General features: G+C 75.2%; 13 protein-coding genes. 2 read left to right on the forward strand and 11 right to left on the reverse strand.

Annotated elements, in window-relative coordinates; all coding sequences use genetic code 11:
• The first annotated feature begins 130 nt into the window (after positions 1 to 130).
• Positions 131 to 1297: a CAP domain-containing protein gene (locus V6U77_RS26015; protein WP_334609341.1), complete on the forward strand. Its 1167-nt coding sequence runs from the start codon at positions 131 to 133 to the stop codon at positions 1295 to 1297.
• 105 nt (positions 1298 to 1402) lie between these two features.
• Positions 1403 to 2245, forward strand: coding sequence for an endo alpha-1,4 polygalactosaminidase (locus tag V6U77_RS26020; protein WP_334609342.1), 843 nt, complete (start codon positions 1403 to 1405; stop codon positions 2243 to 2245).
• A 66-nt stretch (positions 2246 to 2311) separates the two neighbouring features.
• Here V6U77_RS26020 and mutM read toward each other — a convergent pair whose 3' ends face one another.
• The 11 genes from mutM to V6U77_RS26075 all read right to left on the reverse strand — a co-directional run bounded on the left by mutM (position 2312) and on the right by V6U77_RS26075 (position 12581).
• A complete protein-coding gene (gene mutM / locus V6U77_RS26025) occupies positions 2312 to 3169 on the reverse strand; it encodes a bifunctional DNA-formamidopyrimidine glycosylase/DNA-(apurinic or apyrimidinic site) lyase (RefSeq protein ID WP_334609343.1) in 858 nt (285 codons plus the stop codon).
• On the reverse strand, positions 3162 to 3956 hold the full coding sequence (gene rnc / locus V6U77_RS26030; protein ID WP_334609344.1) for a ribonuclease III: 795 nt from the start codon (positions 3954 to 3956) through the stop codon (positions 3162 to 3164). Before rnc ends, mutM begins: the two co-directional genes overlap by 8 nt.
• A complete protein-coding gene (locus tag V6U77_RS26035; protein ID WP_334609345.1) occupies positions 3953 to 4948 on the reverse strand; it encodes a phosphate acyltransferase PlsX in 996 nt (331 codons plus the stop codon). The genes rnc and V6U77_RS26035 overlap by 4 nt, the downstream gene beginning before the upstream one ends.
• 114 nt (positions 4949 to 5062) lie before the next feature.
• The gene (rpmF, locus tag V6U77_RS26040; protein ID WP_018786309.1) at positions 5063 to 5236 is read right to left on the reverse strand and encodes a 50S ribosomal protein L32; all 174 of its coding nucleotides are present in this window, start codon (positions 5234 to 5236) and stop codon (positions 5063 to 5065) included.
• Between the two features lie 5 nt (positions 5237 to 5241).
• Entirely contained in the window at positions 5242 to 5805 is a 564-nt protein-coding gene (locus V6U77_RS26045) for a YceD family protein (RefSeq protein WP_334609346.1), read from the reverse strand.
• Between the two features lie 109 nt (positions 5806 to 5914).
• The gene (locus tag V6U77_RS26050) at positions 5915 to 6412 is read right to left on the reverse strand and encodes a hypothetical protein (protein WP_334609347.1); all 498 of its coding nucleotides are present in this window, start codon (positions 6410 to 6412) and stop codon (positions 5915 to 5917) included.
• 200 nt (positions 6413 to 6612) lie between these two features.
• A complete protein-coding gene (gene coaD, locus V6U77_RS26055) occupies positions 6613 to 7101 on the reverse strand; it encodes a pantetheine-phosphate adenylyltransferase (RefSeq protein ID WP_334609348.1) in 489 nt (162 codons plus the stop codon).
• The gene (gene rsmD, locus V6U77_RS26060) at positions 7098 to 7661 is read right to left on the reverse strand and encodes a 16S rRNA (guanine(966)-N(2))-methyltransferase RsmD (protein WP_334609349.1); all 564 of its coding nucleotides are present in this window, start codon (positions 7659 to 7661) and stop codon (positions 7098 to 7100) included. Before rsmD ends, coaD begins: the two co-directional genes overlap by 4 nt.
• Before the next feature lie 148 nt (positions 7662 to 7809).
• The gene (locus tag V6U77_RS26065; RefSeq protein WP_334609350.1) at positions 7810 to 8751 is read right to left on the reverse strand and encodes a serine hydrolase domain-containing protein; all 942 of its coding nucleotides are present in this window, start codon (positions 8749 to 8751) and stop codon (positions 7810 to 7812) included.
• A gap of 15 nt (positions 8752 to 8766) precedes the next feature.
• A complete protein-coding gene (gene recG / locus V6U77_RS26070; protein WP_334609352.1) occupies positions 8767 to 10968 on the reverse strand; it encodes an ATP-dependent DNA helicase RecG in 2202 nt (733 codons plus the stop codon).
• Entirely contained in the window at positions 10965 to 12581 is a 1617-nt protein-coding gene (locus V6U77_RS26075) for a DAK2 domain-containing protein (protein ID WP_334609353.1), read from the reverse strand. Before V6U77_RS26075 ends, recG begins: the two co-directional genes overlap by 4 nt.
• Positions 12582 to 12796: the final 215 nt, after the last annotated feature.

The raw sequence follows: 12796 nt of genomic DNA on the forward strand, positions 1-12796 counted from the left end.
CCTCGGATCGCGGGAAGTCCCCACCGAGGCGCCCGGCTTCCCCTTAACTCTTCCTTAGCCACGTTGCCGCTGTTCGCGCCCGCCACGTAGCGTCACCCCGGCCCCGCAAGCGACCCCTTGGAGGCAAGGCGTGTACGGCTGGACCGATCCGAACGACCCGGACGGCGCGCCCCGGCGCCGCGAGCAGCCGCTGGGCGACGAGCCGCCGGCCTGGCTCACCGACCGTCCGGAGCCGCGATCGGCCTACCTGTTCGGGGACGACCCGCAGCGGCCCGCCGACGAATGGCACCGCGACCAGCCGACCGCACGCTGGCAGTCCGAGCCGGCCGCCCAGTGGCGACCCGAACCCGACCACGCCCCGACCGCGCGCTGGGCGTCCGAGCCCGACCACGCCCCGACCGCCCAGTGGCAGCCCGAGCCCGACGACGCCCCGACCGGGCGCTGGCGGCCCGCGCCCGCCGCGTCGACGGACGCCCCGGTCGACCTCGCCGCGCTGGGGGCCGCCCCGGCGACCGCGACGCCCGCCGGCACCGAGGGCCGCCACCGCCCGCGCCGCCGGTTCCCCCGCCCGCTGCTGATCGGTGGCGCCGCCGCTGCCGCCACCCTCGTGGTGAGCCTCGGCGTCGGCGCGGTCACGCTGACCGGCGGCGGGCCGGCGACCCAGCCGGCCGCCGTCGACGACACGATCGCCGCCGCCCCGGTGCTGCCGGCCACCGAATCGGCGCCCGGTGACGCGCTGGCCTCCCCCACCCCGAGCACCGCGCCCACCACCGCCAAGCCCACCCCGTCCGCCACCAGGACCGCCAGGCCGACGCCGGCACCGTCGCGCACCACGGCGCCCTCCCGGCGCACCCCCGAGCGGAGCGCCGCCCCGACCGGCGGCGGCACGAAGGCCCCGGTCGGCAGCAGCGGGGCCGGCAGCGAGGCCCGGCAGGTCGTCGACCTGGTCAACGCCGAGCGCGCCAAGGCCGGCTGCGGCGCGGTGGGCATCGACGACAAGCTGACGACCGCGGCCCAGCGGCACAGCCAGGACCAGGCCGACCACCGCAACATGTCGCACACCGGCAGCGACGGCAGCAACGTCGGGACGCGGCTGGACCGGGTCGGCTACTCCTGGCGCACCTACGGCGAGAACGTCGCCTGGAACCAGAAGACGCCGGCCGCCGTCATGGACGCCTGGATGAACAGCCCCGGCCACCGGGCCAACATCCTGAACTGCGCCTTCACCGAGATCGGCGTCGGCGTCGCCAGCAGTAACGGGCCGTACTGGACGCAGGTCTTCGCCGCGCCGCGCTGAACGCGAGTCGTGGCCGGGTCCGCGCTCGTTTGACCGGGTGAGGTACGCCGACACGGCGTACCCGCCCGGGCGGTGCACGACCGCCCGCGACCTGCGGAGCTGCCGATGCGGATCCGGCCGCGTACGCGCGCCGTCGGGCGGGGCCTGCGCGTTGCCCTGCCGGCCTGCGTCGCGCTCGCGCTGCTGGGCGTGCTCGCCGCCTGTCGGGTGGACCTCACCGCCCCGGGCGCCCCGACCAGCTGGCCGGCGGCGTCATCGGGCCGATGGCGGTGGCAGTGGCAGCTCAGCGGCGTGCTCGACCCGACCGTCGAGGCGGACGTCTTCCTGCTCGACCCGGTCGCCACCACCGCCGCGCAGACCACCGAGCTGCGTTCCCGCGACCGCCGGCTGGTCTGCCAGGTGCACGTCGGCTCCGTCCTGCCGGGCGACCCGGACGCCGACCGGTTCCCGGCCGCCGTACGGGGCGCCGTGTCGCACCGGCCGCAGAGCCGCTGGCTCGACGTACGGCAGTGGGACACGCTGCGCCCGGTGCTGGCCGACCGGTTCCGGCTCTGCCGGGGCAAGGGCTTCGGGGCGGTCGCGCTGGCCGACGCCGACGGTTACGCGCACCGGTCGGGCTTCCCGCTCGGCTTCGACGACCAACTGCTGTTCAACCGCCGGCTGGCCGGGCTGGCCCGCTCGCTGAGCCTCTCCCCCGGCCTGGTCAACGACCTGCAGCAGGTGGCCGCCCTGGCCCCGGACTTCGACTTCGCCGTCAACGAGGAGTGCGTGCGGCTCGACCGGTGCGACCGGCTGCTGCCGTTCGTCGAGGCGGGCAAACCGGTGTTCCACGTGGAGTACGCGGGCTCGACGACGGACTTCTGCGTGACCACCGTGGGCTACGGCTTCTCCTCGATGCGCAAGCAACGCCAGCTCGACGCGTGGCGGATCCCCTGCGCGGCGCCCTGAGCACCGGCACCTTCCCGTGGCCCGACCGGGCCGACACGCCGCGGGCGGTCCGGGCCCGTCCGGGGGTCACCCCCGGAGCGTCGCCCGGGGGCGGGGCTGACAACGCGGGCAGCTGTAGGACGAGCGGTTCATGAACGCCTCGCGCCGGACGGGCGCGCCGCACCGGGGGCACGGCAGTCCCTCCCGCCCGTAGACGTTCAGGGCCCGGTCGAAGTAACCGCTCTCGCCGTTGACGTTGACGTAGAGGGCGTCGAAGCTGGTGCCGCCGGACGTGATCGCCTCGGCGAGGACGTCGCGGACGTGACCCAGCAGCCGCAGCGCGGCCGGGCCGGTCAACGCGTCTGTGGGGCGGGCGCCGTGCAGCTTCGCCCGCCACAGCGCCTCGTCGGCGTAGATGTTGCCCACCCCGGAGATCAGCGTCTGGTCCAGCAGCGCCCGCTTGACCTCGGTGCGCCGCCGGCGCAGCGCGGCGACGAACGCCGTTGCGGAGAACTGCGGGTCCATCGGGTCCCGGGCGATGTGCGCGATCTCCGCCGGCAGCTCCGCGCCCCCGGTGGAGACAGACAGGCCGCCGAACGTGCGCTGGTCGACGAAACGCAGCTCGGGACCGTCGTCGGTGAACCGGAACCGGACCCGCAGGTGCGTCTCGTCGGGGGCGTCGGCGGGCTGCACCAGCAGCTGACCCGACATGCCGAGGTGTCCGATCACGGCGTCGCCGCTGTCCAGCGGCAGCCACAGGTACTTGCCGCGGCGGCGTACGTCCAGCACCGTCCGGTCGGCCAGCACGTCGGCGAAGTGCCCGCCGCCGGGCGCGTGCCGCCGTACGGCCCGGGGGTGGCGCACCTCGACGGAGGAGATCCGCCGGCCGGTGACCCAGCGGGCCAGCCCCTGCCGGACCGTCTCGACCTCGGGCAGCTCAGGCACGGCCCAGGCCCGCCTCGGCGGTCTCCACCGTCGGGTCCTCGGCCACCGGGTCGCCCGCCCCGGCCGGCTCCCGCTCCGCCTGGTCGGTGAGCGTGCGCCAGGCCGCCTCGGCGGCCCGCTGCTCGGCTTCCTTCTTGCTGCGCCCGTCGGCCCCGCCGTAGCGGTTGCCGGCGACCACCACCCAGGCGGTGAACGTCTTCAGGTGGTCCGGCCCGGTGCCCTCGATGCGGTACTCGGGGACGCCGAGTCCGAGCGCCGCCGTCAGCTCCTGGAGACTGGTCTTCCAGTCCAGGGCCGCGCCCCGACCCGCCGACTCCGCCATCAGCGGGTCGAACAGCCGGTGGATGACGATGGCGGCGGTGTCCAGCCCGTACTGCAGGTAGATCGCGCCGAGCAGCGCCTCCAGGGTGTCGGCGAGGATGCTCGCCTTGTCCCGGCCGCCGGTGGTCTCCTCCCCCTTGCCCAGCAGGAGGTAGGCGCCGAGCCCGTCCGGGCCGAGGCCCCGGGCCACGTCGGCGAGGGCGCGCATGTTGACCACGCTGGCCCGCAGCTTGGCCAGCTGCCCCTCGGGCAGGTCGGGGTGGTTGTGGAACAGCGCGGTGGTGATCACCACGCCGAGCACCGAGTCGCCCAGGAACTCCAACCGCTCGTTGGTGGGCAGGCCGCCGTTCTCGTACGCGTACGAGCGGTGGGTCAGCGCGCGCTCGAGCAGCTCCGGATCCAGGCTGACGCCGAATGCGGCTTCCAGGTGACCGACGGACGCCCGCCGCCGCTTGTCGTTGCTCATGATGTGGGTACCTCGGTGTCGATGATGCGGTCGGTGCTGTCCTCGCGGTCGCCCGCCTCGGCGCCGTCGAGCAGCGCCCGTACCTGGTCGTTGGCGCGGCGCCGCCAGAGATGGGCGGCCAGCGCGATGCCCGCGGCGACGTCCTCGGCGCGGGCGGCCCCGTGGCAGACGACCACCGTCCCGGCGACTCCGAGCAGGGCCGCCGCGCGGGGGGCGACCCCACCGGAGGGCGCCCCGCCGGCCATCGCGTACGCGCCCTCGATCGCCTTGAGCAGCACGTTACCGGTGAACCCGTCGGTGACCACCACATCGGCGCGCGCGCCGAGGGAGACGTCGTAGCCCTCGACGAGGCCGACGTAGCGGCCGCCGCAGGGCAGCGTCGCGGCGGCGAGGACGGGGTCGGCGAGCCGGCGGGCGCGGTCGCCCTTGCCCGCTTCGGTGCCCACCGACAGCAGCCCCACCCGGGGCGCGGTGACGGCGTGTGCCACCGCCGCGTAGGCGGCACCGAGCACGGCGTGGCGGGCCAGGGTGACCGGACGCGGCTCCAGCGAGCCGCCGACGTCCAGCAGGACCACCGGGCCGGCGACGGCCGGCAGGGTGGCGACCAGCGCGGGACGGCGCACGTCGGGCCAGCGGCCGAGGCCGAGCGCGACGGCGGTGACGGTGGCGCCGGTCGAGCCCGCCGAGACGAACGCGTCGGCGACGCCGTCGCGCACGGCGTGCACGGCGGCGCGGACGGTGCTGTCGGCGCGGGCGGCCACGGGGTGGTCGGCCATGCCGACGGCGACGCGCACCGGCCGTACGGTGACCCGGGCGCGCTGCCCCGGGTCGAGGGCACGGATCACCTCGCCGGCGGCCTCGGCCGGACCGACGAGCAGCAGGTGCAGGTCAGGGTCGGCGCGCACGGCCCGCAGAGCGCCGTCAACCACGACGGCGGGAGCGTCGTCCCCGCCGAGGAGGTCAACGGCGATCCGCGCGGTGCCCGGCTCCACCGGGACGCCGGCCGGAACAGGCCGACCGACGTCGGAGGGAGCCGGGACACCGGGCGATTGCCAGGGTGCGCGCGCCGCCCGACCGGGGGTCGGGGGCGTCACTCGGCGTCCAGGTCAGACCTCGAGAACCTGGCGGCCGTTGTAGGTGCCGCAGACGGAGCAGGCGGCGTGCGGCAGCTTGGCCGACTTGCACTGGGGGCAGGCCACGGTCGCGACCACGGTCGCCTTCCAGTTCGCCCGGCGGGCGCGGGTGTTGCTGCGCGACATCTTGCGCTTGGGGACGGCCACGGTTCCTACTCCTCTTTACGGTTCAGTTGCGACAGGCCCGCCCAACGCGGGTCGATCTGCTCGTGACTGTGGTCGGCCGGCAGATCGTCCCGGTGCACCCCGCATTCGGGGCACAGTCCAGGGCAGTCCTCCCGGCAGAGCGGGTTGGTCGGCAGCGTGAGCACCACCGCGTCCCGCAGCGCCGGCTCCAGGTCGATCAGATCGCCCTGCATCCGGCCCACCTCGTCCTCGTCGGTCGTGGTATCCGTGGTGCTGTTCTCGTACGCGTACAGCTCCTGGATCCGCACAGCCAGCGAGTCGTCGATCTCGCGTAGGCAGCGACCGCACTCGCCCCGGACGGAACCGGTGACGGTTCCCGAGACGAGCACGCCCTCGGACACCGACTCCAACCTCAGGTCGAGGTCGAGGTCCGCGCCCTGCGGCACGGCGATCATCTCGCCGCCGAGGTCCGCCGGTGCCGGCACCACCCGCTTGACCGTACGCAAGGCACCAGGTCGGCGCGGCAGCTCCCTCGTGTCGAGGACCAGCGGCGACCTGGGGTCGAGTGTCGATGGCGTGTGTTTGGGCATAGTCAGACTCCGGCCGGTGAGAGGCCGACAAAAGAGGTTACCTGGGCGACCGCCGGACCGTCGAACCGGGGGCGACGCCCGCCCCGTCTGCCGGCTGGTGAGGTGCCGCTCAGAAGGGTAGCGGGCGTTCCGCCTCCTCCCCACCGAAGGTGCCGATCTCACGCAGCGCGTGCATCTTGTCCCGGCCCCGCTCTATCGAGGCCAGCGCCCGGGTGAGGAACTGCTCGAAGTTGGCCAGCGCGGTGTCGACGTAGTCGTCGACCTCCTCGCGCAGGCGCTGCGCCTCGGCGCGGGCCTCGGCGATGATCCGCGCGCCCTCATGCTCGGCGGAGACGGTGATCTCGTTCACCGAGACCAGCCGGGCGTGTTCCGCCTCACCCTCGCTGATGATCCGGTCGGCCTCGCGCTTGCCGGCCTCCATGATCTTGTCCCGCTCCTCCAGCAGCGCGGCGGCCCGGCGCAGGTCGGCGGGGAGTTCGGCGCGCAGGTCGTCGAGGGCCGCGATGAACTCTCCCCGGTCGACCATGCAGTTGTTGCGCGACATCGGGACGGAGCGGGCCTGCTCCACCATGGTGATCAGTTCGTCGATGCGATCGAGCGGGTCCACCGGTACCTCACTCCTGTCGTTCGTCGGGCCGATCTACATGATGCGGGCTACGGCCGGTTTCCCGCTGCACACATCATGTCGCGCCCCCACCACCGCGCACCGCTCACCCCGGCCCCGGCGCGTCGCGTTACGCCACGGCGGGATCCCCCGCCGGACTCGGCCGACGGGGGGACGGAGGCGCTGGGGGTGCCCGTGCGAGGTCAGTCGCGCGAGGGCGGGACGAGCCGGGCGCTCAACTCCTCGCGGACCCGGTCGGGCACGTGGGCGGAGATGTCCCCGCCCCACTTCGCCACGTCCTTGACCAGGCTGGAGGAGAGGAACGAGTAGAGCGGGTTGGTCGGCATGAAAAGGGTCTCCACGCCGGCCAGGCCGATGTTCATCTGTGCCATCTGCAGCTCGTAGTCGAAGTCGCTGACCGCCCGCAGGCCCTTGATCAGCACGCTCGCCTGCTGCGCCCGGCAGAAGTCGACCAGCAGGCCCCGGAACGACTCGACCCGGACGTTCTCGTAGGAGGCGGTCACCTCGCGGAGCATGTCGATCCGCTCCTCGACGGTGAACAGGCCGCTCTTCGACTGGTTGACCAGCACGCCCACGATCACCTCGTCGAACAGCCGGCTCGCCCGGCCGACGATGTCGAGGTGCCCGTTGGTGACCGGATCGAACGAGCCGGGACACACCGCACGTCTCATGATCGGCGACCGTACCAAAGGGTCGTCTCGCCGTAGCGGCGGCTGCGCTCGCCGGTGACACCCTGCACCCACCCGACCGGGCCGGTACGACTGGCCCGCTCCACCACCACGAGGGCGTCCGGGGCCAGCCAGCCGCCGCCGACCAGCGCGGCGAGCATCGCGGTGATCTCCGCGTCGGGCACCGCGTAGGGCGGGTCGGCGAAGACCACGTCGTACGGGTCGCCGTCCGGGCCGGCCGCCAGCACGGTGGCGACCCGGCCGGTGACCAGCCGGGCGGCCGGAGCGGCGCGCAGCGTCGCCACGTTCTCCCGGATCACCCGGGCCGCCCGGGGATCGGACTCCACCAGCAGCACGTGCGCGGCACCCCGGGAGAGCGCCTCCAGACCAACCGCCCCGGACCCGGCGTAGAGGTCGGCGAAGCGGGCACCGGCCAGGTCGACCTCGGCCTGCACGGCGCTGAACAACGCCTCGCGCACCCGGTCCGACGTGGGCCGGGTGCCCGCGCCGGGCGGGGCGGCGATCCGGCGCCCACCGAGGGTTCCGGCCACGATCCGGGTCACCGTCGCTCCCTGCGCATGCCCCGACGCTACGCGACGGCCCGGCCGGTGGACGAAGCACCCGAGGCGACGAGCGGACCCGTGACGACCTGTCGGCCCCGCCGTCCCGCACCGAGGGCGCGTCCGCCACCCGGTCGGCGTCCGCACCCGATCAACGCGCCTCGGCGGGACCGAGCACCGACGTGATCGCGACCGTGTCGACCTCGGCCTGGTTGGTCAGCAGCACGAGCCGCTGGTCCGAGTCGGGCAGCCAGGCCGCGAACGCCTTGTAGCCGCCGTTGTCCCCCGAGTGGTGCAGCGCCCGTGCGCCGACCAGCGGGCCGACGAAGAACCCGTAGCCGTACGCCTCCCCGGGCCGGCCGGTGGGCGCGTGTGGGGCGGTCATCGCCGCCACCGAGGCCGGGGCGAGCAGCCGGCCCCGGCGCGGCACGTCGAGCCAGGTGAGCAGGTCCGCCCCGGTGCACCAGACGTCACCCGCGCCCATGCTCACGGTCGCCAGGTCCCAGGACGGCACCGGACGGCCGTCCTCGTGGCCGACCGCCACGTCCGGCCGTCCGTCGCCCGCACCGGCGAAGCTGCCCGTCATGCCCAGCGGCGCGAAGACCTCCTCGGCGAGGAACTCGGCGTACGGCCGGTCGGCCGCGCGCTCGACGCTCCGGGCCAACAGCACGTAGCCGGGGCTGCTGTAGTGCCACCCGGCTCCGGGCCGGAACAGCGGCGGCACCGCGGCGAACAAGCCGAGCAGGTCGTCCGGCTCGGCCGGGTCGACGAGACTGACCGCCGGGTACTCCTCCCAGTGGCCCAGGCCCGAGGTGTGGGTGAGCAGGTGGTGCAGCGTGATGCCGGACCATTCCGGCGGCGGGCTGGGCAGCCAGCGCACGACCGGATCGGACAGGCTCAGCGCACCACGCTCGGCGAGCAACAACACCGCCGCGGCGGCCATCTGCTTGCTGATCGAGGCGATCTGGAACCGGGTCCCGGGAGCGCAGTGGACACCGGTGCTCCGATCGGTCACCCCGACGACCCGTTCCGTCAGGATCTCGTCGCCCCGGGCCAGCAGGAGCACGCCACTGTCGAATGAGGATGCGGACATCCGTCGAAGCCTAGATCAACCCTTCTCCAGGTATTCGGCACGTTCCTCGTCGACCAGGGCGGCCACCGACGCGGCCAACGCCGGGTGCCGGGCCAGCTCCGGATCCTCGTCGACCAGGGCGATCGCCTCGGCCCGGGCGTCGCGGATCAGGTCGGCGTCGCGCAGCAGCGAGAGCAGCCGCAGGTGCGAGCGGCGCCCCGACTGGGTCGCGCCCAGCACGTCGCCCTCCCGGCGCTGCTCCAGGTCCAGCTCGGCGAGCTTGAACCCGTCGGTGGTGGAGGCCACCGCGTCGAGCCGCTCCCGCGCGGGGGTGCCCTCCAGCGCCTCGGTGACCAGCAGGCAGAGCCCCGGGGCGGATCCCCGGCCGACCCGGCCGCGCAGCTGGTGCAGCTGGGAGACGCCGAAGCGGTCGGCGTCGAGCACGATCATCACGGTCGCGTTCGGCACGTTGACGCCGACCTCGACCACTGTCGTGGCGACCAGCACGTCGACGTCGCCGGCGGCGAAGGAGCGCATGACCGTGTCCTTCTCGTCGGCGGGCAGCCGACCGTGCAGCACGCCGATGCGCAGGCCGTGCAGCGGCCCCTCGGCGAGCAACGGCGCCACCTCGGTGACCGCCATCGGCGGCCGGCGCCCGTTGTCGTCCTCCGGCGGCGGCTCCTCCTCGCTCGCCGGCCCCTCGCCGATGCGCGGGCAGACGACGTACGCCTGGTGCCCGGCGGCCACCTCCTCGCGCACCCGGCGCCAGGCCCGGTCCAGGAAGGCCGGCTTCTCGGCGGCCGGGACCACGTGCGAGGCGATCGGCGAGCGGCCCTGCGGCAGCTGGGACAGCGTGGAGGTCTCCAGGTCGCCGTAGACGGTCATCGCCACCGTGCGCGGGATCGGGGTGGCCGTCATCACCAGCACGTGCGGCGGCTGCTCGGCCTTGGCGCGCAGCGCGTCGCGCTGCTCCACGCCGAAGCGGTGCTGCTCGTCGACCACCACCAGGCCGAGGTCGGCGAAGTCGACGCCCTCGTAGAGCAGAGCGTGGGTGCCGAGCACGATGCCGGCGGCGCCGCTGGCGACCTCGGCCAGCGCCCGCCGGCGGGCCACGGCGCCCAGCGAGCCGGTGACCAGCTCGACCCGGGTGGCGTCGTCGGCCGCGCCCAGCTCGCCGGCCCGCCCGAGCGGCCCGAGCAGGTCGAGGATGCCCCGGTGGTGCTGCGCGGCGAGCACCTCGGTCGGGGCCAGCAGCGCGGCCTGCCCGCCCGCGTCGACCACCTGGAGCATCGCGCGCAGCGCGACCACCGTCTTGCCGGAACCGACCTCGCCCTGGAGCAGCCGGTGCATCGGATGGGCCGTGGCCAGGTCCGCCGCGATCTCCACGCCCACGTCGCGCTGGCCGGGCGTCAGCTCGTAGGGCAGCCGGGCGTCGAAGGCGTCGAGCAGGCCGCCGGGCCGCGCCGGGCGGGGCCGGGCCGGCGAGGCGGCGGCGCGGTGCTTGCGCTGCACCAGGGTGAGCTGCACGGCGAACGCCTCGTCCCACTTGAGCCGGTGCCGGGCCCGGTAGAGCGCCTCCTTGCTGGTCGGCCGGTGGATCTCGCGCAGAGCCGTGCCGATGCCGCCCAGGTTGCGGCTCGCCCGCAGGGCCGAGGGCAGCGGGTCCTCCGGCGCGGTGAACGTGTCCAGCACCACCCGGACGCAGCGGGCGACCACCCAGGTGGGCACGGCCGCCGCGGCCGGGTAGACCGGGATCAGCGCGCCCGCGAACTCCTCGATCTCCTCGCTGGCCGCCGCCTCGCCGTCGCCGCCCTCGCCGAGCAGGACGTATTCCGGGCCGTTGAGCTGCCGCTTGCCGCGGAACTCGGTGACCTTGCCGGCGAAGAGCCCCCACCGGCCGGGGCGCAGCTCGCGCTCGCGCCAGGCCTGGTTGCCGAAGAACGTCAGGGTCAGGGTGCCGCCCGTGCCGTCGCCGACCGTCACCTCCAGCAGGTTGCCCCGGCGCTGGCGCATTGGGCGTACGGCGGTGCGCTGCACCTGGGCCAGCACGGTGGCCTGCTCACCGACGTCGAGCGAGCGGATGTCGGTGTGTTCGCCACGCTCGTCGTAGCGGCGCGGGAAGTGGTAGACCAGGTCGCCGGCGGTGTGCAGGTCGAGATGCCCGGCGAGGGCCTTCGCGGTCTTCTCGCCGACCAGCTTCTTCAGCGGCGTGTCCATCGTCGACGGCTCGGACGTCATTCGACCCCCACCAGGAGCGGATAGTGCGGCTGCCCGCCCCGGTAGGCCTGCACCTCGACGAACGGCCAGCGCCGCCCGACGTGCTCACGGACCGCGTCGGCCAGCCCGTCGGGCGCGTCCGCCCCCGAGAGCAGCGTCACCAGCTCGCCGCCGCCACCGAGCATCCGGTCGACCACGGCGACGCAGGTGTCGGTCAGGTCGGACCCGATGAGGTGCACCTCCCCCTCGACCAGCGCCAGCACGTCGCCGGGGCGGCAGGGGCCGGCGACGGTCAGCGCCTCGCGGCGGGCGTGGCAGACCTCGGCGTAGCGGCAGGCGCCGGCCGCCTCGGCCATCGCGATCACGTCGTCGGAGAAGCGCCGCCCCGGGTCGCGCACGGCGAGGGCGGCCAGCGCCTGCACCGGCGAGCGCGTCGGCACGACGCTGACCTTGATGCCGAAGGCGTGCGCCTCCCGGGCGGCGGCGCTCGCCACGGCCTGCGTGTCGGGGTCGTTGGGCAGCACCACCACGCGGGCTGCCCCGGTGCCGCGGATCGCGTCCACCAGCTCGCCGATCGACGGGTTGCCGGGCACCACCGTCGCGCCCTCGCCGGCGAACAGCCCGGCGATGCCCGCCCCGGCGGCCACCACCACGGCGGCCCGCCCGTCCGCCGCCACCGGGGGCGGCGCCGGTGCGACATGGTCGGCGAAGCGGGTCACCGAGATGCGGTGCGGCCGGCCGGCCACCACGCCCGCCTCGATGGCCGCGCCCACGTCGTTGACGTGCACGTGCACGTTCCAGGTGCCCACGCTGGCGCTGCCGTCGCCGACGACGACCAGCGAGTCGCCCAGGGCGCTCAGCTCGGCGCGCAGCCGGGCCACCTCCTGCGGCCCGGCGTCGAGCAGGTACTGCACCTCGTACGCGTACTCCTCGGAACCGGTCTCGCGCACGGCGGTGGCCGCCGCACCGGCCGGGCGCGGCGCGGGCGCCGGCCGCTCGAAGCTCTCGCCGGTCACGACCTCGACCAGGGCGTCGAGCAGCAGGCACAGGCCCCGGCCGCCGGCGTCCACCACGCCGGCCCGGGCCAGCGCCGGGAGCTGCTCCGGGGTGCGCGCCAGGGCGTGCGCGGCCCCGCCCGCCGCCGCCCGGGCGACGGCACGCAGGTCGTCGCTGTCGGCGTGTTCGGCGGCGTGCGCGGCGGCGGCGACGACGCTGAGCAGCGTGCCCTCGACCGGGCGGGCGACCGCGGCGTAGGCGGCGGCGGTGCCGTCGCGCAGGGCGGCGGCCAGCTCGCGCCCCCGGACGGCGGGCACGGCGACGACGGCGTCGGCGAAGCCGCGCAGGATCTGCGAGAGGATCACCCCCGAGTTGCCCCGCGCGCCGAGCAGCGCGCCCCGGGCCATCAGCCGCAGCGCGTGCCCGTGCGCGGTGGGCCCGTCCTCCGGGAGGGTGCCGAGGTCCATCGCGAGCGCCTGCTGGGCGGAGGTGAGGGTGAGCACCATGTTGGTGCCGGTGTCGCCGTCGGGCACCGGGTAGACGTTCAGGTCGTCGATCTCGCCCTGGTGGCGCTTGAGCGCGGCCAGCCCGCCCACGCACCAACGGCGGACCGCGGCGGCGTCGAGGGTGTCCAGCACGGCGAGAAGCCTACTGGCGCGCACCGACACGCGCCGGGGTCGACGGAACTCCCACGGCGTGTCCGCCCGCCCGCGCGCACCCACCGCCCCCGTGTCGTGCGCGCGGCGAGGGGAGGCACGGGCCGTCGAGCCGCGCGGCCGGTCCGCCCGCGCGGCTCGGCGGCGACGGCGCGGAGGTCGGCGGCGGCGCGGAGGCCGCCGGCGGGAGGGACGGC

The sequence above is a fragment of the Micromonospora sp. CPCC 205546 genome (genome assembly GCF_036902715.1).
In the GTDB taxonomy this organism is placed as follows: Bacteria; Actinomycetota; Actinomycetes; order Mycobacteriales; family Micromonosporaceae; genus Micromonospora.

Excerpts from the sequence above, each read along its gene's own strand:
- V6U77_RS26045 (WP_334609346.1), bottom strand. The coding sequence starts at position 5,805 with ATGCCCAAACACACGCCATCGACACTCGACCCCAGGTCGCCGCTGGTC.
- rnc (WP_334609344.1), bottom strand. The coding sequence starts at position 3,956 with ATGAGCAACGACAAGCGGCGGCGGGCGTCCGTCGGTCACCTGGAAGCC.
- V6U77_RS26065 (WP_334609350.1), bottom strand. The coding sequence starts at position 8,751 with ATGTCCGCATCCTCATTCGACAGTGGCGTGCTCCTGCTGGCCCGGGGC.
- V6U77_RS26020 (WP_334609342.1), top strand. The coding sequence starts at position 1,403 with ATGCGGATCCGGCCGCGTACGCGCGCCGTCGGGCGGGGCCTGCGCGTT.
- coaD (WP_334609348.1), bottom strand. The coding sequence starts at position 7,101 with ATGAGACGTGCGGTGTGTCCCGGCTCGTTCGATCCGGTCACCAACGGG.
- recG (WP_334609352.1), bottom strand. The coding sequence starts at position 10,968 with ATGACGTCCGAGCCGTCGACGATGGACACGCCGCTGAAGAAGCTGGTC.